This window comes from Betaproteobacteria bacterium (assembly GCA_016791345.1).
Lineage (GTDB): Bacteria > Pseudomonadota > Gammaproteobacteria > Burkholderiales > JAEUMW01 > JAEUMW01.
This window is the reverse complement of the sequence record JAEUMW010000258.1, coordinates 1-19946: the sequence shown is the minus strand read 5'-3', so window position 1 is coordinate 19946 and position 19946 is coordinate 1. Positions and strand designations below refer to the sequence as shown.

Below are 19946 nucleotides of genomic sequence, written 5' to 3'. Positions count from 1 at the left end.
ATTTCCCCTTCAAAACCCTGTTGTTGAATCAGCGAGCAGCGCGAGCAACTGGTCCTCGTCGAGCACCGGAATGCCGAGCGCCTGTGCGCGTTCGTACTTCGTCCCGGGATTGTCGCCGACGACGACGTAATGCGTCTTGGGCGACACGCTGCCGGTCACTTTCCCGCCCGCCGCCTCGATGCGCGCCTTGGCATCCTCGCGACCGAGGTGCGGCAGCGTTCCCGTCAGCACGAAGGTGCGTCCCTGCACGCTGCTCGAACCGACCGGCCCGGGCGGCGGAGGCGGCCAGTGCACGCCCTGCGCCCGCAGCGCGACGACCACGTCCCGGTTGTGCGGCTCGGCGAAGAACGCCGAGATGCTCGCCGCCACCACCGGTCCGACATCCGGGACGCGTTCGAGTGCGGTTGCGGATGCCTCCATCAGCGCGTCGAGCGAGCCGAAATGCGTCGCGAGATCCTTCGCTGTCGCCTCGCCCACGTTGCGGATGCCCAGCGCGTAGACGAAGCGAGCAAGTGTCGTGCGCTTGCTCGCCTCGATCGCGGCGACGACGTTCGCAGCCGACTTTTCCGCCATGCGCTCGAGCCCGGCGAGCTTGTCGGCGTCGAGGCGATAGAGGTCGGAGGGGTCGCGCACCAGTTCCCGTTCCACCAGCTGGTCGACCAGCTTCTCGCCGAGCCCGTCGATGTCCATGGCGCGCCGGGACGCGAAGTGCAGCAGCGCCTGCTTGCGCTGCGCCGGACAGTAGAGTCCCGCCGTGCAGCGCGTGACCGCCTCGTCCGGCAGGCGCTCGACGTGCGATCCGCACACCGGGCACTGCGCCGGCATCACGAATTCCCGCACCTCCGGCGACCTGCGCTCCATCACGACTCCTACCACCTCCGGGATCACGTCCCCGGCGCGCCGCACCACGACGTGGTCGCCGATGCGCACGTCCTTGCGGCGGATTTCGTCCTCGTTGTGCAGGGTCGCGTTGGTGACGGTGACGCCGCCCACGAACACGGGCTTGAGCCGTGCCACAGGGGTGAGCGCTCCGGTCCGGCCCACGTTGACCTCGATGTCCATGACTTCAGTGACGGCCTCTTCGGCGGGGTACTTGTGGGCGATGGCAAAGCGCGGCGCCCGTGCGACGAAGCCGAGCCGCTCCTGCGCCTTGAGATCGTTCACCTTGTACACGACACCGTCGATCTCGTACGGCAGGCGTGTGCGCGCTTCCCCTATCGCATGGTAGTACTCGATAAGGCGCGTAACACCCCGCTCCACTCGCCGCTCGCGCGCCACGCGAAAGCGCTGCGACGCCAGGTAGTCCAGCAGGTCGGTGTGCGTCTTCCACTGCGGCGCGCCGCCTTCCACGGCACCGATGCCGTAGGCGAAGAACGTGAGCGGCCGCTGCGCGGTGATTTTCGGGTCGAGCTGACGCAGGCTTCCGGCAGCCGCATTGCGCGGATTCACGAACGTCTTCTCGCCGCGTGCGCGCTGCTCGTCATTCAGGCGTTCGAAGTCGCGCTTGAGCATGATGACTTCGCCGCGCACCTCCAGGTGCTGCGGTGGGTGCACGTCCGGCAGACGCAACGGGATCGCGCGCACGGTCCTGAGATTCGCCGTCACGGCCTCGCCGGTGTAGCCGTCGCCGCGCGTGGCACCCCCGGCAAACCGGCCCGACGCGTAGGCGAGACTGATCGCCAGGCCGTCGAACTTGGGCTCGGCCGCGTACTCGATCTCTTCGACGCCCAGGGCCTCGCGCGCCCGGCGATCGAAGGCCACGACGTCCTCGTCCTTGAAAGCATTGTTGAGCGAAAGCATCGGCAGGCGGTGCGTGACCGTCGCGAAATCGGCCCGCGGCGCAGCACCCACGCGCTGGCTTGGCGAATCCGGCGTCACCAGTTCCGGGTGGGCCGCCTCCAGGTCGAGCAGCTGGCGAAACAGTGCGTCGTATTCGGCGTCCGCGATCGATGGCTGATCGAGGACGTAGTAGCGGTAATTGTGCGCCTCGATGTCGTCCCGCAGCGCCGAAAGACGGGTGACAACGTCGCTCGGCGCTGCCGTGGACATCAGGCGAAAAGGCGCAGGGCGAGCGGACCGCCGGGGGCGATGCCACCCGCCTTGAGGGTGCTCTGGATGGTGTCGATCTGCGCGGCGATCTGGTCGAGGTTTCCCGGGCTCAGGGCGGCACGCTTGTCATCGACGACCGTCCCGTTGAGCCCGGCGGCGAAGTGGCGTGCGAGCTCGTTCATGCGCCGGAAGGTCTGGCGGCCGTCGGGGACTCGCGCCACGTCGATGACCAGCGTCACGCCCTGGCTGCGCAGGTGCTTCATCGAGCCTGCCTCGAACGGCACGCCGTCCATGCTGGCAAGCGCGATCAGGGTCGCCCCGCGGTCGTCCAGGAGGTGGAATGCGCCATCGGCCGTGAGGACGAAGCCGGACGACTCGGCGAGCGCGCGCAGCTTCGTGCCGGAGAGCCCGGTGACGTCGCCGGGGATGATGTTGACGCCGATGGCGACGTCGTTGTCCGCGCAGAAATCGTCCAGTGCCATCGCCTGGGCAAGCGCCGCCGCCTCGTCGTCGTAGGACGCGCTCGCGCCGAGTTCCGTGGCAATACCGTCGACGATCTCGCGAAAGCGTGCGAGCTGCGCCGCAGATGCAGCACCCCGACGGTCCGCGAGCTGCAGCGCGACACGCAGCGGGCCGACCGGCTCGCCGTCTGCCTCCGCCGGAATCCACGGTCCGTCGCCATCTTCGCGCATCTCGATGCGGATCGGCTTGCCGATGCCGGCGAGTTCCCTTTCCAGGCGCGTGCGGACCCCACGGGAGAGCGGCGCACCACCGACCAGTTCCGCCCGGTAGTCGACGTCGGGCGACTTCACGGCGGGCGCCGGCTCCGGCGGGTTGTACCAGGGTTCCTGCGAGATCGACGGCAGCTCGATTTCCCGGGCGGGCGCTTCGTCGGCGTACAGCGGTTCGAGCGGCACCTCGTCCTCGGCCTCACGCAGGTCCTGTCTGCGCTCGTCATCGATGCCCCGTACTTCTTCCGGCGCCTCAGTGGCGGCTTCCACGAGCCGCTGACGGAAGCGCCTTTCCTGTCTCACATTGAACAGGTAGACACAGGCGATCACGATGACGCCGACGATAATCAGGCTCAGCTGCAGTTCACTCATTCGGGGTTCAGGCCGTCGCCTCCTCCTGCATCCTCAGGGCTTCTTCCACGTCCACCGCCACCACTCTCGATACGCCGAGCTCCTGCATCGTCACACCGACGAGCTGCTCGGCGACCTCCATGGTGATCTTGTTGTGACTGATCACGATGAATTGCGTATGGCTTGCCATCTTCTTCAGGAGACCGCAAAAGCGCTCCGTGTTGGTGTCGTCGAGCGGCGCGTCGACCTCGTCAAGCAGGCAGAACGGCGCCGGGTTGAGCAGGAACAGCGAGAACACCAGCGCGAGCGCCGAGAGCGCCTTCTCGCCGCCGGACAGGAGATGGATCGAGGTGTTGCGCTTGCCCGGCGGCTGGGCGATCAGCTGCACGCCGCTGTCGAGGATCTCCTCGCCAGTCAGCACGAGCCTGGCCTGACCGCCGCCGAAGAGGGCAGGGAACATCTCCGCCAGATGCAGGTTCACCTGCTCGAACGTGGCCATCAGCCGTTCCCGGCTTTCGCGGTCGATGTGCCGGATCGCCGCCTCCAGGGTGGCCATCGCCTCGGTCAGGTCGGCCGACTGGGTTTCGAGATACTGCTTGCGCTGGGTGGCCGCATCGAGTTCTTCGACCGCTGCCAGATTCACCGCACCGAGCGCTGCAATCTCCTCGTCGAGCCGGGTGATCTCGCTCGCCAGCGCACCCGAGCGCACGCCCTTCTCCACCAGTCCCGCGAGCTCGGTCTGGTCGGCACCCGCCTCCGTGAGCTGCTGCTGGAGACTCTCCTCGTTGAGGCGTGCCTCCTGTTCCTTCAGGCGCACGTCGTTGATGCGCTCGCGCAGCGGGTCGAGCTTCTGTTCGGAGGCGAGCCGCTCTTCCTCCGCGCTCTTGAGATCCCCTTCGACGGTTTCCACCGCCTGGCGCGCCTCGCCCACCCGCTGCTCGCGCAAGGCGCGAACACCGAGCACCTGCTGCAGCTTCTCCGCGAGCGGCGCCTCGTCGAAGGTCGACCGTTCGGCCTCCAGTTCGGCGAGGCTCGCGGTCTCGCGCGCCACCTGCTCCTCGAGCAGACGCTGCTGTGCGGCGAGCTCGTCGAGTCGGGCCGCGCAGGTCTTGTGCTGGTATTCGCTCTCCTGCAGCTGGCGCTCCGCGGCCTGAACCGCGCCACGCTGCGCCGCCAGCGCCGCGTCGGCGTGCGTGAACCGCGCCCGCGCATCGGTGAGCTGGGACCGCGCGACACCCAGCACCTCAGAAAAGCGCGCCACGTTGGCAGCGGCGGCTTCGCCTTCGCTTTGCTCGGTGGCAATCTGCTGATCCAGTTCTTCGAGCTCGCGCCCGATCTGCGCATCGCGGCTGCGCACCCGGTCCGCCTGCTCGGCGAGCTTGAGGTGCTCCAATTGCAGCCCGTGGCGTTCCTGTCGTGCCGTCTCGAGGCGCTTGCGGGCGGCCTGCAGCGCCTCACGCGCGAGGCGCAGTGCGTCATCCGCCTGCTCGCGGCCACTTTTCCGCGCGGCCAGCACCTCACCTGCCTGCGCTGCCGCACCGCGCAGCTGCTCGATCTCCCGCTGCCGCCCGAGCACGCCGTGCAACTCGGACTCGGGGGCGTGGAAAACGACGCCGTGACGCGTGAAGAGATGGCCGCTGCGGGCGACGATGAGCTCGCCCGGTTCGAGGCACTCGCGCGCCGCGAAGGCAGCCGCTGCGTCGTCGACGACGTACACGCGGGCGAGCCACTCCTCCAGCAGGGGGCGACACGCCTCGCTCTTGCAGCGCACGTAATCGAGCAGGCGCGGCAGACCGCGGTCGGGTGTCGTGAAATCTGCCACCGCCGATGTCCGGGCACCGAAGAGCGCGATCTTGCCGGGCGGCGGATCGGCGAGCCAGCCGGCCGCATGGTTCACCTCGTCGATCTCCACCGCGTCCAGCCGCTCGCGCAGGACGGACTCCAGCGCATCTTCCCAGCCGTCCTCGATGTCGATGCCCTGCCACAGGCGCGGCAGGCTGTCGATGCCATGACGTGCGCGCCACGGCCCGAGCTGCTGACCGTTGCCGACGCGCGCCTGCAGCTGCTCCAGTGCCTGCAGGCGCGCCGCGATCCGTGCGCGCTCCTGCGTCGCCTCATCGAGCCTGCCCGCGGCTTCACGCGCCGCCTGCTCGCGCTCCGGCAGCGAAGCCTCCTCCGCCGCGGCCGCCACGCGCGCCTGCTCCAGCGTCTCGTCGAGGCGAGCGATGCGCGACTCCAGCTCGGCGATCACTTCCGCCTGCGGATGCGCGAGGCGACCGCGTTCCTCCAGCAGTCGCGCCCGCCGCTCTCCGTGCTGTGCGAGCAGCTTCGCGGCGTGCTCGCGGCGCGTGTCCTCGACCCGCCAGGTCTGTTCTGCGGCCGCCACGGCCCGCGCCGATTCTTCCACCGCAGTCTGCCCGGTGCGGAATGCGGATTCCGCTGCGGGTAGTTCAATCCTGACGTGTTCCGCGTGCTCGCGGGCAGCGGCGACGGCGCTGCCGGCCGCAGCCAGCTTTTCCGCGGCCTCACGCTGCGCGTCGCCGATCGCCTCCTGCTGCCGGCCGCCCTGCCCGATGCGCAGCCGCACCGACGCGATGCGCTGGTCCGTCCGCTGGCAGTTGTCGCGCACGAAGGCGAGTTCCTGTTCGACGCGGGCAACCTCCGCGTTGGTTTCATACAGCTCGCCTTGCGCGGCGTGCAGCGCATCGCCCGCGGCGTAGTGCTCGGTGCGCAGCTGCTCGGCCCGTCTTTCCGCCGCGCGCAGCCGCGCCGTTTCCGCCTCCAGCTCGACCGAGACGCGCTCAAGCTCGCGTTGCAGACGCGCGCGCTGGTTGCCGATCTCCTGTTTCCTGACGTACCACAAGAGCTGCCGGGTGCGTGCGAGATCGGCCTGCAACTCTTGGTAGCGCTGAGCAGTCTCGGCCTGTGCGGCCAGGTGTTCGAGCTGTGCGGCGAGCTCGCGGAGGATGTCTTCCACCCGGTTCAGATTGGTCCGCGTGTCGGCGAGTCGCAGCTCGGTTTCGCGGCGGCGCTCGCGATACTTCGAAACGCCCGCAGCCTCCTCGAGGAAGATGCGGATCTCCTCCGGCTTGGCCTCGACGATGCGCGAGATCGTTCCTTGCTCGATGATGGCGTACGCACGGCCACCCAGACCGGTGCCGAGGAAGATGTCGGCGACATCGCGTCGACGCACGTGCAGGTTGTTGATGTAGTACGACGAGTCGCCATCGCGCTGGAGGACGCGCTTGACGACGATCTCGCCGTACTGCGACCAGGCGCCGCCCGCCTTGCCGAGGCTGTTGTCGAAGTGCATCTCGACGCTCGCGCGCCCCGCCGGTTTGCGCTCGCCGGCGCCGCTGAAGATGACGTCCTGCATCGTCTCGCCGCGCAGATGCCGCGCCGAGGACTCCCCCAGCACCCAGCGCACCGCGTCGATGACGTTCGACTTGCCGCAGCCATTTGGACCCACTACGCCGACGATCTGACCCGGCAGCGGCACGTGGGTGGGGTCCACGAACGACTTGAAGCCCGCTAGCTTGAGGTGGGTGAGGCGCAAGGGCGGCGACTTTCCGTTCGATATAATGCGAAACCTCTGCGGCATGCGGCGCTCACCGCGCGATGAGCACACACGCAGAGGTTTTCGTGCCCGGATTCTAACTCAAGTCATCGAAGCGAGAGAATGTTGCGACAACCCGCCCGCACCCTGGAGACTTTCGCGAACCCGGCGCCCGCTCGCGACTTCGCCATCCACATGGAGATTCCGGAGTTCACCTGCCTGTGTCCGAAAACCGGTCAGCCCGATTTCGCGACGCTCTATCTGGATTACGTGCCGGATCGCAAGTGCGTGGAACTGAAGAGCCTCAAGCTCTACATCTGGTCCTACCGCAACGAGGGTGCGTTTCACGAGGCGGTGACGAATCGCATCCTCGACGATCTCGTGGCGGCGACCAAACCCCGTTTCATGCGCCTGACCGCGCGCTTCAACGTGCGCGGCGGCATCTTCACGCACGTCGTCGCGGAGCACCGGAAACGTGGCTGGCGCCCTGCCCCGCCGGTTGCGCTCGGTGCCTTCCCGTCGGCATCGCCCACCGGCAATCGCTGAGCCCCACTTGTGCGGCAGCGCGAGGTTGGTGTCGGCCCGAGGCTGCACCTATAATCGGCTCCGCCCTGAGTCGCGCGATACCCGTCGTCCGCGTCTCTCACCCCACTGAAAGGTCAACGATGAAAGAGCTTCAGGCCGTCATTGAAGAAGCATTCGAGCAGCGCGCCAACATCACCCCGCGCACCGTCGAGGTGAAACTGAAGGATGCGGTCGACCAGGTGATCGGGCTGCTCGACCAGGGCCGGCTGCGGGTTGCCGAGAAGATCGACGGACAGTGGGTGACGCACGAGTGGGTGAAGAAGGCGGTGCTGCTCTCCTTTCGCATCGAAGACAACAGCGTGATGAAGAGCGGCCACACCAGCTGCTTCGACAAGGTGCCGTCGAAGTTCGCCGACTACAGTTCGCGCGATTTTCGCGCCGGCGGCTTTCGCATCGTGCCGCCCGCCACCGCGCGCCGCGGCGCCTTCATCGCCCGGAACGTCGTGCTCATGCCATCGTTCGTCAACATCGGCGCCTATGTGGACGAAGGCACCATGGTGGATACCTGGGCCACCGTCGGCTCCTGTGCACAGATCGGCAAGAACGTGCATCTCTCGGGCGGTGTCGGGATCGGCGGCGTGCTCGAACCGCTGCAGGCGACACCGACGATCATCGAGGACGACTGCTTCATCGGTGCTCGCGCCGAAGTGGCCGAGGGCGTGATCGTCGAGGAAGGCGCCGTGATCTCGATGGGGGTGTACATCGGCCAGAGCACCAAGATCTATCATCGCGAGACTGGTGAAGTCACCTACGGCCGCGTGCCCGCCGGTGCGGTGGTCGTGCCCGGCAATCTGCCGGCGGCGGACGGCAAGCACAGCCTCTATTGCGCTGTCGTCGTGAAGCAGGTCGACGCCAAGACGCGCGCGAAGACCGGGATCAACGAGCTTTTGCGGGGCATCTAGGCCCCACGGTGCGGCCCGGCACGGGCGCGCTCGCCGGAATCTGTGGCATGGTGCTTGCAGAGCCTCGACCCCGACTGGTCCCGAGCTCTCGAACACCGCCCATGCAAGCAGCAAGTCCCTGAAAATGCTTGCAACGGCCGCCTGACAGACGATGTTTCTCACGCCCCTCTTCAAGCTCATGCAGGAGAAGCAGGCCTCCGACCTGTTCTTCACCATGGGCGCGCCGATCCAGATCAAGATCAACGGCACCGCGATGCCGCTCAACGCCCAGGTGCTCGACGGCGCAGCAGTCAAGCGCATCGCCTACGAGATGATGTCGGAAGAGCAGATCCGCGAGTTCGAGGAGACGCTCGAGATGAACTTCTCGTACCGCATGCCGGAGGTCGGGAATTTCCGCGTGAACGTCTTCCGGCAGCGCGCATCGGTGGGCATGGTGATCCGCTATGTGCGCGCCGAGGTGCCGCACGTGGACGACCTGCGGCTGCCGCCGGTGCTCAAGGAACTCATCATGGAGAAGCGCGGGCTCATCCTCGTGGTGGGCGCCACCGGCTCCGGCAAGTCGACCACGCTCGCGTCCATGCTCGAGCACAGGAACCGCAGCAAGACCGGGCACATCCTCACCATCGAAGACCCCGTCGAGTTCATCTTCACGCACAGGAAGAGCATCGTGAACCAGCGCGAGGTGGGCATCGACACCAAGTCGTTCGAGAGCGCGCTCATCAACGCCATGCGCGAAGCGCCGGACGTGCTGATGATCGGCGAGATCCGCGACCGCAAGACGCTCGAGAACGCGCTCGTCTTCGCTCAGACCGGCCACCTCTGCCTCGCCACCCTGCACGCGAACAACAGCTACAACGCGCTCAACCGCATCATCAGCTTCTTCCCCCGCGATTTGCGCGAGAGCCTGCTCATGGACCTGTCCATCAGCCTGCGCTGCGTGATCTCGCAGCGGCTCGTGAAGGGCCGCGACGGCAAACTGATTCCGGCGGTCGAAGTGCTGCTGAACACCCGGCACATCGCCGAACTCGTGCGCAACGGCGAGATCGACCAGATCAAGGAAGCGATGGAGAAGAGCATGTCGCCCGGCTCGCAGACCTTCGAGCAGGCGCTGCTGAAACTGCATCTCGACAACGTGGTGAGCATGGAGGAGGCGCTCGCCCACTCCGACTCGCCGACGAACCTTTCCTGGCTCATCAACAACGCCAAGGATCAGGCGGCGCAGGAAAAGCCGAAGCCGTCGGCCGAGAAGCCTTCAGCGGATCGGCGCACGTCCGCCACCGACCTGAGCGAGTTCCAGTTCAATCTCGACGTCGTGTGAGTCGCGGCCGGCGCCTCGCGTCGGAAGTGCCGGACTCCGCGTTCCGCTACACTTAGCGGCTTTCGGCTCGGCTTGCCATGACCACTCCTACGCTGGATCTCGCGCGCACTCTTATCGCGCGACCTTCCGTCACGCCTGAAGACGCCGGCTGCCAGGCGCTGATCGCGGCACGACTCGAAGCACTGGGCTTCGCTGTCGAGCCGATGCGCTTCGGCGAGGTCGACAACCTGTGGGCGCGACGCGGAACCTCGTCTCCCCTCGTCGTCTTTGCGGGGCACACGGACGTCGTGCCCACCGGCCCGCGCGAGGAATGGGCGAGCGATCCCTTCACGCCGACGATCCGCAACGGCTGGCTCTACGGTCGCGGCGCTGCCGACATGAAGAGTTCGATTGCAGCGTTCACGACTGCGGTCGAGCGCTTCGTGGCAGAACATGCCCGGCATCGCGGCTCGATCGCATTCCTGCTCACCGCCGATGAGGAAGGCCCTGCCGTCGATGGCACGGTGCGCGTCGTCGAGGCCCTGCGCGCGCGTGGCGAGCGCGCCGACTGGTGCATCGTCGGCGAACCGACCGCGGTCAGCGCACTCGGCGATACCGTGAAAAACGGTCGTCGCGGTTCGCTCTCGGGGCGGCTCACGGTGCGCGGCGTTCAGGGTCACGTCGCCTATCCGCACCTCGCACGCAACCCCGTGCATCAGGCAGCGCCGGCGCTTGCCGAGCTCGCGGCGATGGAGTGGGATCGCGGCAACGCGTTCTTTCCGGCGACGACCTGGCAGATATCGAACCTCCGCGCCGGCACAGGCGCGGGCAACGTGATTCCCGGGCGGCTCGACGTCGAGTTCAACTTCCGCTTCTCGACCGCGAGCACGGTGGAAGGTCTCGAATCCCGGGTGCGGGCGATCCTCGATCGTCACGGCCTCGAATACGATCTCGACTGGACCGTGGGTGCGGAGCCTTATCTCACCGCCGCGGGGCCGCTGGTGGACGCCGTCTCCAGCGCAGTCGAGCGGGTGACCGGTGCGCGGCCGGAGCTTTCCACCACGGGCGGGACCTCGGACGGACGCTTTCTCGCGAAGTGGAGTCCGGAGGTGATCGAGATCGGTCCCGTCAACGCGACCATCCACAAGATCGACGAGTGCGTACGCCTCGACGAGATCGAGCGCCTGCATGGGATCTACTACGAGACGCTAATGAATCTGCTGGTCCGGCGCGACTGAATAGGGCGGCAGCGATGTACCTGCAGGCCCGTACCGAACTCTCGACCCTGCGCGATGTTCTGCGCTTTGCGGTGAGCCGCTTCACGGAGGCGAAGCTCGCTTTCGGTCATGGCACCGACAACGCGTTCGACGAAGCCGCCTACCTGGTCCTGCACGCGCTGCACCTGCCGCTCGATCGCCTGGACCCCTTTCTGGACGCGCGACTCACGCGAAGCGAGCTGGGACGCGTGCTCGATCTCGTGGAGCGTCGCGTGATCGAGCGCTGCCCCGCCGCCTATCTCACGCACGAGGCGTGGCTCGGGGATTTTCGGTTCTACGTCGACGACCGGGTGATCGTGCCGCGCTCGTTCATCGCGGAGCTGGTGCGGGAGCGTCTTGCACCGTGGCTGCCCCCCGCCGCGACGGTCTCCTGCGTTCTCGATCTTTGCACCGGCTCGGGCTGCCTCGCCGTGCTGCTGGCATCCCACTTTCCGGAAGCGGTAGTGGTTGCAACCGACGTCTCCACCGGTGCGCTGGCGGTGGCTCGCCGCAACGTCGCGGAGCATGACCTGAGCAATCGCGTCGAGCTGGTGGAATCGGACGTGTTTGCGGCGCTGGCCGGGCGGCGCTTCGATCTCATCGTCGCCAACCCGCCCTATGTGACGGACGCCGCCATGTTTGCGCTGCCGTGCGAGTATCGGCGCGAGCCGGAACTCGCGCTCGCCGGCGGCGTGGATGGCATGAACGTGGTGCGACGGATCGTGAGCGATGCGGCCGCGCACCTTACCGACGAGGGCCTCCTCGTGGTGGAGGTCGGCCAGAACCGCGGCTGCGTCGAGGCGGCCTTTCCGCACCTGCCGCTGATCTGGCCGGAGACGAGCGGCGGCGCGGACCGGGTGTTCGTGGCGACGCGGGCCGATCTGCCGGGCGCATGACGGCTGCAGGCAGCGGTTCGCCGAGGAAGCGCAGAAGCGCCGTCACGTCCTGCGCCGCGAGCTCGAGCGTCTGCCCTCGCCGCAGTCGCGGCGGCAGCGCCAGGGGTCCGAAGCGCACACGGATGAGGCGGCTCACCGACTGGCCGACCGCATCGAACAGCCGCCGCACGATGCGGTTGCGCCCCTCGCGCAGCACCACGCGGTACCAGCGGTTCGCGCCGGTGCCGCCGCCCTCCTCCAGCGATTCCACGCGCGCACGGCCGTCGTCCAGTTCGACGCCCTGCAGCAGGGCCGTACGCTGTTCGGGCGTCACTTCGCCGCGCGTGCGCACGGCGTACTCACGTTCCAGTTCAAAACGTGGATGAGCGAAGCGATTCGCCAGGTCGCCCGATGTGGTGAAAAGAAGAAGGCCGCTGGTATTGAAATCCAGGCGGCCGATATTGAGCCAGCGACTCGCGCGCGCGGGCGGCAGGCTGTCGAAAACGCTGGGGCGTCCTTCCGGATCGTCGCGGCTCACGATCTCGCCCTCGGGCTTGTGATAGAGCAGCACCCGCGGCAGCCTGGTCGGGTGGCCGTGCCGCAGTTCCCGGCCGTCGAGCAGGACGCGATCATGCGGGCCGACACGGGTGCCGAGCGAGGCAGCGACGCCGTTTACGGTGAGGCGGCCGGCGCGAATCCATTCTTCCACGTCGCGGCGAGAACCCAACCCGAGGGCGCTCAGAACCTTCTGCAGGCGTTCGGCAGCAGTCGCTGCACCGGCGGGGCGTGGCGCGGCCGCTCTGCCCTTGCGCGGGCGCGGTGATCCGGGAGGGCGCTGCCGAGCCGAGGGCGATCTGCGCGGAGGAGACTTGCTCACGGCGCCGGCCGCCGTTCCAGCATGGCCTGCGCCAGCGTTCCGCTGTCCACATGCTCGAGCTCGCCGCCAGCCGGAAGGCCCTGCGCGATACGCGTGACCGTTCGACCGCGTGCCCGCAGCATCTCCGCGAGATAGTGCGCGGTGGCCTCGCCCTCGTGCGTGAAATTCGTGGCCAGGATGATTTCGCCCACCGCTTCCTCCTGCGCCCGCTGCAGGAGCCGGTCGAGGTGAAGCTCGCGCGGGCCGACACCATCCAGGGGCGAGAGCCGCCCCATCAGCACGAAGTACAGTCCGCGGTAGCACTGCGCCTGCTCCATCATGAGCAGGTCAGCCGGCGTCTCGACCACGCACAGGACAGAAGCGTCGCGACCCGGACTCGCGCAGAGGCTGCAGATCGCTTCCTCGGTGAAGGTATTGCAGCGCTCGCAGTGGCGGATGCGCTGCAGCGAGGACTCCAGTGAACGTGCCAGGCGGGCCGCCCCTTCGCGATCACGCTGGAGCAGGTGGTAAGCCATCCGCTGAGCAGACTTGGGGCCCACCCCGGGCAGACAGCGCAGCGCTTCAGTGAGCTCCTGAAGGCTGGACGGTGTCTTCACAAGTCACATCAATATCCGATGCTTTCTATTTGAAACGCCGCTAGTTTAATTATTGTCAAAACGGCAGTTTGAAGCCGGGCGGCAATTGAAGGCCGGCCGCGAAGCCGCCCATTTTCTCCTGCGTCGTGGTTTCCACCCGGCGCACCGCATCGTTGAAGGCGGCGGCAATGAGATCCTCGAGCATGTCCTTGTCGTCGGTGAGCAGGCTGGGATCGACGGACACCCGCTTGACGTCGTGACGGCAGGTCATCACGACCTTGACGAGGCCCGCGCCGGATTGCCCCTCGACCTCTACCGCGGCGAGTTCCTCCTGCACGCGCTTCATGTTCTCCTGCATCTGCTGAGCCTGTTTCATCAGCCCGGCCAGTTGATTCTTCATCATCATCGATTCCTCATGCGATGGGGTGCCGCGTCAGGACAACGGACGGATGGAGTCCGGAACGATCCGGCCCCCCAGATCTTCGACCAGCTCGCGCACGAAAGGGTCGCCTTCGATGGCGGCGATCGCCTCTGCCTGGCGCGCCTGTCGGTTGCGGGCGTCGAGCTCTGCCGGCGTGCTGCCGCCGCTGCTCCCCACGCTGATCTCGACGGCACGCAGCGCGCTGCCGCAACGTTCCTTGAGCACGGCCCGGAGCTTTTCCTGATAGGCTTTTTCCATCAGGTGCTTGTGCGCCTCTGGCACACGCAGTTCGAGGCGCCCGTCGGCGCAGGCTGCGAGCTCGGTGTGCTGCGCAAGCATACCTGCCATGCCGCCCATGCGCAGCGATTTCACGAATGCGGGCCAGTCGTCGATGCGCAGATCCGCGCAGGACTCGTCCGCAGACGGGACCGCCGCAGGTTGCACCGCCTGCTTGGCGTCCCTCCCGACTGCCGCAAGCGGTGGCGCCGCGCGCGGCGTCTCGGTGGGTCGTGCCGTGTCGCTGCCGACCGGTGCCGGTGCGAATGCGAGCATTCGCAGCAAGGTCATCGTGAAGCCCGCGAATTCGTCGGGCGCCGCACCCAGATCGCCACGCCCCTGCAACGCGATCTGATAATTGAGCTGCAGCTCTTCCGGCGTGAAGCGGCGCGCCAGCGCCTCGATCCGGGGGAAATCCGGATCGTCGCGTGACACCGCCGCGGGCGCGAGCTGCAGCACGGCCAGGTTGTGCAGAACCGCGCCGAGCTCCTGCAACGCCGCGTCGAAGGACAGGCTGCGGCTTTGCAGCGTCTCCGCCTGGGCCATGAGGCCGGCGCCGTCCCCTGCCGCCAGCGCCTCCAGCAAATCGAAGGCGTAGCTTCTGTCGACTGCGCCGAGCATCTCGCGCACGCCTGCCTCGACGACCTTGCCATCGCCGTGCGCGATGGCCTGGTCGAGCAGGCTCAGGCTGTCGCGCAGGCTGCCCTGCGCTGCCTGTGCGATGAGGTGCAGGGCGGCGGCCTCATGCGCAATCCCTTCGGCACCCAGGACGTGCTCCAGCCGCGCCTGGATCTGCACAGGCGGAATCTGCTTGAGGTTGAACTGCAGGCACCGCGAGAGCACGGTGACGGGGATCTTCTGCGGGTCGGTCGTCGCCAGAATGAACTTGACGTGCGCCGGAGGCTCTTCGAGGGTCTTCAGCATCGCGTTGAACGCCGAGCGCGACAGCATGTGCACTTCATCGATGATGTAGACCTTGAAGCGGGCGGCGGTCGGAGCATAGAGCGCGCTTTCGAGCAGCTCGCGCATGTTGTCGACCTGAGTGTTGGATGCGGCATCCAGTTCGATCAGGTCGACGAAGCGGCCGCCTTCGATCTCGCGGCAGGCGGTGCACTGTCCGCACGGCTTGCTGCCGACACCCGTCTCGCAGTTGAGCGCCTTGGCGATGATGCGCGCCAGCGTGGTTTTCCCGACCCCGCGCGTACCGGTGAAGAGATAGGCGTGATGCAGCCGCTGCTGGTCGAGCGCATTGGCGAGCGCGCGCACGACATGCTCCTGTCCGACGAGCTCGGCGAAAGTGCGCGGACGCCACTTGCGGGCGAGAACCTGGGTCACGGCGGCAGCGGCGAAGCGGGACTAGAACCAGTAGCCGAGGCGGACCTCGTTGAAGTTGATGCCCTGGTTGGGGGAGCAGATTCCGGCGTTCGAGAGGTGCTGGTACCGATACATCAGCTCGAATGCATTGCGCGGCCCGAAGGTGATGCCGGCACCGACGTGATCGCCGAAGGAAAAGTTGCAGCCGAAGCGGCGATCCTCGCTCACCGATGTTTCGGAAAGGTAGTGAATGCCGATCCCCGCCTCGAGAAACGGCGAAATCATGCTCTTGTCGGTCTGCTGAAAGCGCAGCACCGGTGTCAGCCCGACGTCCCACAGGCTCGCATGCGTCGCGCGCGGGCTCTGGTTGTCCCAATAACCCACGGTGAACTCGGCGTAGGCGCCCAGATGCCAGTTGCCGAGCGGCAGCCATTGCACGCCGAAGTCATACTGGACGCCGCCCTGATACATGTCGACGTCGGTATTGCTGTCGTTGCTCCAGCCGTACAGGAATGAACCACCGAAGCGCTCAGCGGCCGTCGCGGGCGGCATGCCGGCGACAAACACCGCCACGCAGCCGAGCGCGGGGAGGTATTTCTTCATGGCGTGGGTTCCTCGGAGCTGATCGTGAGAATTGGGGGGGCGAGCCCGACCCCCGGCACTTGCAGAGAATAGCTGTGGCTGCTTCCTTCCGGACCTGACCAGATTCACTACCATGCAATGCGGGGAGGCCCGCCCGATCTTCGAAAACAAGGCCGCGCAAGCGACAGTCGACGCATCGCGACGCTGGTTGCACGTAACGGGCCACATTATGACCGGAAATCCCGCGCGAACTCCACTCCGGTTTCAAGGTGACCGAGTCGCTTGCTTGACTCGACCTTGCGCGGTGCTACAATCGATCGCCGAAAAACAGACGCATACCCGACACAACATCGGCCCCGCCGCAGCCCATTCCGTGGCGCCTGTATGCCGGCTGGCAAGGCAATATACGAGGACTGGACCCGCTCCAGTCCAGTGAGGTCGGCTGAATTTTCCCACTTGGAGGAGTGAGCATGTCGACGGCAATCCAGTCCGTGATGCATGAGAACCGGGTCTTCCCGCCCCCCGCGGAGTTCGCGAAGAATGCAGCAATTCCCAGCATGGAGGCGTACAACGCCCTCGCGCAGCAGGCGCAGGACGACTACGAAGGTTTCTGGGGCAAGCTCGCGCGCGAACACATTTCCTGGCACAAGCCGTTCAGCAACGTCCTGAACGAGGCGGACGCCCCGTTCTACAAGTGGTTCGAGGACGGCGAGCTCAACGTCTCCTACAACTGTCTCGACCGTCAGATCGAGGCCGGCAACGGCGACAAGGTCGCCATCATCTTCGAAGCCGACAACGGGGAAGTCACCCGCGTTACCTACAAGGAACTGCTCTCGCGCGTCTGCCAGCTCGCCAACGCGATCAAGGCGAAGGGCGTCAAGAAGGGCGACCGCGTCGTCATCTACATGCCGATGACGATCGACGGCGTGGCCGCAATGCAGGCCTGCGCGCGCATCGGCGCAACGCATTCGGTGGTCTTCGGCGGGTTCTCGGCGCAGTCGCTGCGGGACCGCGTGCGGGATGCCGGGGCCGTCATGCTGATCACCGCCGACGGCCAGTTCCGTGGCGGCAAGGCGCTGCCGCTCAAGAGCATCGCGGACGAGGCGCTGGAAGCCGAATGCCCGTCCTGCAAGAGCGTGCTGGTGGTGAAGCGCACCGGCGTGGAATGCAAGATGGTGGCGGGACGCGACGAGTGGGTGCACGACGCGATCAAGGATCAGCCGACCACATGTGATCCCGTGTGGGTGAGCGCGGAACATCCGCTCTTCCTGCTCTACACGTCCGGATCGACCGGCAAGCCCAAGGGTGTGCAGCACTCCACCGGCGGCTATCTGCTGATGGCGGCCCTCACCATGAAGTGGACATTCGACATCAAGCCTGCCGACATCTTCTGGTGCACCGCGGACATCGGCTGGGTGACGGGACACACCTACATCGCATACGGCCCGCTCGCGTGCGGCGCAACCGAAGTCGTGTTCGAAGGCGTGCCGACCTATCCCGATGCCGGGCGGTTCTGGAAGATGATCCAGAATCACAAGGTCAACATCTTCTACACGGCGCCGACCGCCATCCGCTCGCTGATCAAGGCGGCAGACTCCACCCCGGCGGTGCATCCGAAGAAGTACGACATGTCCAGCCTGCGGCTGCTCGGCACGGTGGGCGAGCCGATCAACCCGGAAGCGTGGATGTGGTATCACGAGAACGTCGGCGGTGGTCGCTGCCCAATCGTGGACACCTTCTGGCAGACCGAGACCGGCGCGCACATGATCACGCCGATGCCGGGTGCCACGCCGCTCGTGCCGGGGTCGTGCACCCTGCCCTTCCCCGGCATCCAGGCCGCGATCGTCGACGAAACCGGCCAGGACGTCGCCAACGGCAATGGCGGCATCCTCGTGGTGAAGCGCCCGTGGCCGTCGATGATCCGTACCATCTGGGGCGACGCCGACCGCTTCAAGAAGTCCTACTACCCGGAGGAACTCGGCGGCAACCTCTATCTCGCCGGTGACGGTTCGATCCGCGACAAGGACACCGGCTATTTCACCATCATGGGCCGGATCGACGACGTGCTCAACGTCTCCGGGCACCGCATGGGCACCATGGAGATCGAGTCCGCCCTGGTGGCCAATCCGCTGGTGGCCGAAGCCGCGGTGGTCGGCCGCCCGGACGATCTGACCGGCGAGGCGATCGTCGCCTTCGTCGTATTGAAGCGTGCGCGACCGACCGGCGAAGAAGCCGCGAAAATCGTCAAGGAGCTGCAGAACCACGTGGGACATGAAATCGGGCCGATTGCCAAGCCGAAGGACATCCGCTTCGGGGACAATCTGCCGAAGACCCGCTCGGGGAAGATCATGCGCCGGCTCCTGCGCTCGCTGGCGAAGGGCGAGGACATCACGCAGGACACGTCCACGCTCGAGAATCCCGCGATTCTCGATCAGCTGAAGACGACCGTCTCCTAGAGCCCGCCACAACCCACCGCCGAAGCAGCGGCAGGCCCGGAACGCCGTATCCCGGCCTGCCGTGCGCGGCGGGTTTGCGCCCGCCGCCATGCGCTTTGCACCGCTTCGCGAATTCGATCACGGCATCTGTGCGATCGATGCCGGCTTCAAGCGCCCCCTGCTGGCCTCGATCCACCTGCTGCGCGAAGGTCGGGCAGCGGCGCTGATCGACATCGGCACCAATCATTCGGTCCCGAACGTCCTGGCTGCGCTCGCCGCGAAGGGGGTCGCCGCCACGGATGTCCGCTATCTGATTCTGACCCACGTCCATCTCGACCACGCCGGCGGCGCCGGTGAAATGCTGCGCCATCTGCCCAACGCCGAAGTCGTCATTCACCCGCGCGGCGCGCGCCACATGGTGGACCCGGCGCGACTCGTGGCAGGCGCGCAGGCCGTGTACGGCGACGCCGTGTTCCGGCGGGATTACGGGGACATCGTGCCCATCCCTGCCGACCGCGTGATCGAGACGCGCGACGAGTTCGTGCTGGATCTCAATGGACGGCCGCTCGTGTTTCTCGACACTCCCGGCCATGCGCGCCACCATCACTGCGTCTACGATGCGCGCAGCGCGTCGTTCTTCACCGGCGACTGCTTCGGGATCTCGTACCGGGAACTCGACGTCGGCGATGAGGAATGCATCTTCCCCACGACCACGCCCACGCAGTTCGACCCGGTGGCGGCGCATGCGACGATCGACCGCCTGATTGGGTACGCGCCGTCGCAGATGTTTCTCACCCACTACAGCCGGGTCGCTCATGTGCCCCGTCTTGCCGACGATCTGCATGAGCTGATAGACGCGCACGCGGCTCTCGCCGAGCGCGCGAGGAATGCCGGGGCCGAGCGCGATCGTCTGCTGGAAGCGGGCGTGCGCGATCTCCTGCTCGGGCATGTGTCGAGGCACGGCTGTGCACTCGATCGCGATGCGGTGCTCGACGTCATCGGCATGGACGTCATGCTCAACGCCCAAGGGCTCGCGGCGTGGCTCGACAGCAACCGTGCCAGCCTGAGCACCGGGGAGTTCCCAGCCGTGGCATAATTTCTCGATCCACCCCGAACAAGAACAAGCGACCGGACACGAACCCCCGGTCGACGATAGGTCCCACCTGGAGGAGCAATGATCAGATCGGGGATGAAGGGGCAGCGCTTCGTGGCCGTCTTCCTGCTTGGCTGCGCGGCGTTCAACTACCCCTTCCTGTATCTCTTCAATACCCGGGGCCAGATCTTCGGCGTCCCCCTCCTCTACGCCTATATCTTCATCGCCTGGGCGGTGCTGGTGCTGCTGCTGGCGCTGGTCGCCGAACGGTCCAGGTAGCAGCGGCTCGCAGGCGCGGAGGGTCGATTGCTCCAGGGCTGGGTGATCGTAGTGGTGTCGTTCGCGTATCTCGGCGTGCTGTTCGCCGTCGCGTCCTTCGCCGATCGCCGCGCGGACCAGGGGCGCAGCATCATCGCCAACCCCTACATCTACTCGCTGTCGCTCGCTGTCTACGCCACCGCGTGGACCTTCTATGGCAGCGTCGGGCGCGCGGCCGCCAGCGGCATCGGCTTCCTGCCGATCTATCTGGGGCCAACCCTGATGGTCGCGCTCTGGTGGGTCGTGCTGCGCAAGATCATACGAATCTCCAAGGCCTATCGCATCACCTCGCTCGCCGACTTCATCTCCTCCCGCTACGGCAAGAGCGCGCTGCTGGGAGGCCTGGTGACCGTCATCGCGGTCATCGGCATCGTCCCCTACATTTCGCTGCAGCTCAAAGCCGTTTCGACGAGCTTCACCATCGTCGTGCAGTACCCGCGGATCGCGATGCCG

The 19946-nt window shown here is 66.7% G+C and carries 16 protein-coding genes, 1 other RNA gene and 1 pseudogene; 9 read left to right on the top strand and 9 right to left on the bottom strand.

Annotation, left to right across the window (positions count from 1 at the left end; translation table 11 throughout):
- Window positions 1–9: 9 nt before the first annotated feature.
- From ligA to smc, 3 genes are read right to left on the bottom strand one after another with little or no spacing between them, the layout of a single operon-like run.
- A complete protein-coding gene (gene ligA, locus JNK68_10245) occupies window positions 10–2049 on the bottom strand; it encodes an NAD-dependent DNA ligase LigA (protein ID MBL8540737.1) in 2040 nt (679 codons plus the stop codon).
- Window positions 2049–3152, bottom strand: a complete 1104-nt coding sequence (locus JNK68_10240) for a hypothetical protein (GenBank protein ID MBL8540736.1) — start codon at window positions 3150–3152, stop codon at window positions 2049–2051. Before JNK68_10240 ends, ligA begins: the two co-directional genes overlap by 1 nt.
- A gap of 7 nt (window positions 3153–3159) precedes the next feature.
- Window positions 3160–6687, bottom strand: coding sequence for a chromosome segregation protein SMC (gene smc / locus JNK68_10235; GenBank protein MBL8540735.1), 3528 nt, complete (start codon window positions 6685–6687; stop codon window positions 3160–3162).
- 123 nt (window positions 6688–6810) lie between these two features.
- Here smc and queF point away from each other — a divergent pair, with 123 nt between their 5' ends.
- The 5 genes from queF (at window position 6811) to prmB (ending at window position 11623) form a co-directional block, all read left to right on the top strand.
- The gene (gene queF, locus JNK68_10230) at window positions 6811–7233 is read left to right on the top strand and encodes an NADPH-dependent 7-cyano-7-deazaguanine reductase QueF (GenBank protein MBL8540734.1); all 423 of its coding nucleotides are present in this window, start codon (window positions 6811–6813) and stop codon (window positions 7231–7233) included.
- 119 nt (window positions 7234–7352) lie between these two features.
- A complete protein-coding gene (dapD, locus tag JNK68_10225; GenBank protein ID MBL8540733.1) occupies window positions 7353–8174 on the top strand; it encodes a 2,3,4,5-tetrahydropyridine-2,6-dicarboxylate N-succinyltransferase in 822 nt (273 codons plus the stop codon).
- Window positions 8175–8325: 151 nt separating this feature from the next.
- A complete protein-coding gene (locus tag JNK68_10220) occupies window positions 8326–9492 on the top strand; it encodes a PilT/PilU family type 4a pilus ATPase (protein MBL8540732.1) in 1167 nt (388 codons plus the stop codon).
- A 77-nt stretch (window positions 9493–9569) separates the two neighbouring features.
- On the top strand, window positions 9570–10709 hold the full coding sequence (gene dapE / locus JNK68_10215) for a succinyl-diaminopimelate desuccinylase (GenBank protein MBL8540731.1): 1140 nt from the start codon (window positions 9570–9572) through the stop codon (window positions 10707–10709).
- Window positions 10710–10723: 14 nt separating this feature from the next.
- The gene (gene prmB / locus JNK68_10210) at window positions 10724–11623 is read left to right on the top strand and encodes a 50S ribosomal protein L3 N(5)-glutamine methyltransferase (protein ID MBL8540730.1); all 900 of its coding nucleotides are present in this window, start codon (window positions 10724–10726) and stop codon (window positions 11621–11623) included.
- A 58-nt stretch (window positions 11624–11681) separates the two neighbouring features.
- On the opposite strand, the pseudogene JNK68_10205 reads toward prmB, so the two are convergent.
- From JNK68_10205 to ffs, 6 genes and pseudogenes are all read right to left on the bottom strand, one after another.
- Window positions 11682–12479: pseudogene (locus tag JNK68_10205) on the bottom strand (rRNA pseudouridine synthase).
- Window positions 12476–13075 (bottom strand): recombination protein RecR, encoded by a 600-nt coding sequence (recR, locus tag JNK68_10200; protein MBL8540729.1) that lies wholly within the window; start codon window positions 13073–13075, stop codon window positions 12476–12478. The pseudogene JNK68_10205 and the gene recR overlap by 4 nt, the downstream one beginning before the upstream one ends.
- A gap of 55 nt (window positions 13076–13130) precedes the next feature.
- Window positions 13131–13457 carry a YbaB/EbfC family nucleoid-associated protein gene (locus tag JNK68_10195; protein MBL8540728.1) on the bottom strand — a complete coding sequence of 109 codons (327 nt, stop codon included), beginning with the start codon at window positions 13455–13457 and terminating at the stop codon, window positions 13131–13133.
- Window positions 13458–13487: 30 nt separating this feature from the next.
- The gene (dnaX, locus tag JNK68_10190; GenBank protein MBL8540727.1) at window positions 13488–15086 is read right to left on the bottom strand and encodes a DNA polymerase III subunit gamma/tau; all 1599 of its coding nucleotides are present in this window, start codon (window positions 15084–15086) and stop codon (window positions 13488–13490) included.
- A gap of 21 nt (window positions 15087–15107) precedes the next feature.
- On the bottom strand, window positions 15108–15668 hold the full coding sequence (locus JNK68_10185) for an acyloxyacyl hydrolase (protein MBL8540726.1): 561 nt from the start codon (window positions 15666–15668) through the stop codon (window positions 15108–15110).
- A gap of 35 nt (window positions 15669–15703) precedes the next feature.
- Window positions 15704–15802, bottom strand: an RNA gene (ffs, locus tag JNK68_10180) — signal recognition particle sRNA small type.
- Between the two features lie 339 nt (window positions 15803–16141).
- On the opposite strand from ffs, the gene acs reads away from it, so the two are divergent.
- From acs to JNK68_10160, 4 genes are all read left to right on the top strand, one after another.
- On the top strand, window positions 16142–18103 hold the full coding sequence (gene acs / locus JNK68_10175; GenBank protein MBL8540725.1) for an acetate--CoA ligase: 1962 nt from the start codon (window positions 16142–16144) through the stop codon (window positions 18101–18103).
- Window positions 18104–18191: 88 nt separating this feature from the next.
- Entirely contained in the window at window positions 18192–19178 is a 987-nt protein-coding gene (locus tag JNK68_10170) for an MBL fold metallo-hydrolase (protein ID MBL8540724.1), read from the top strand.
- A gap of 78 nt (window positions 19179–19256) precedes the next feature.
- Window positions 19257–19454 (top strand): hypothetical protein, encoded by a 198-nt coding sequence (locus tag JNK68_10165; protein ID MBL8540723.1) that lies wholly within the window; start codon window positions 19257–19259, stop codon window positions 19452–19454.
- Window positions 19455–19481: 27 nt separating this feature from the next.
- Window positions 19482–19946 (top strand): histidine kinase (locus JNK68_10160; GenBank protein ID MBL8540722.1); only part of this gene is annotated, 465 nt, incomplete at its 3' end.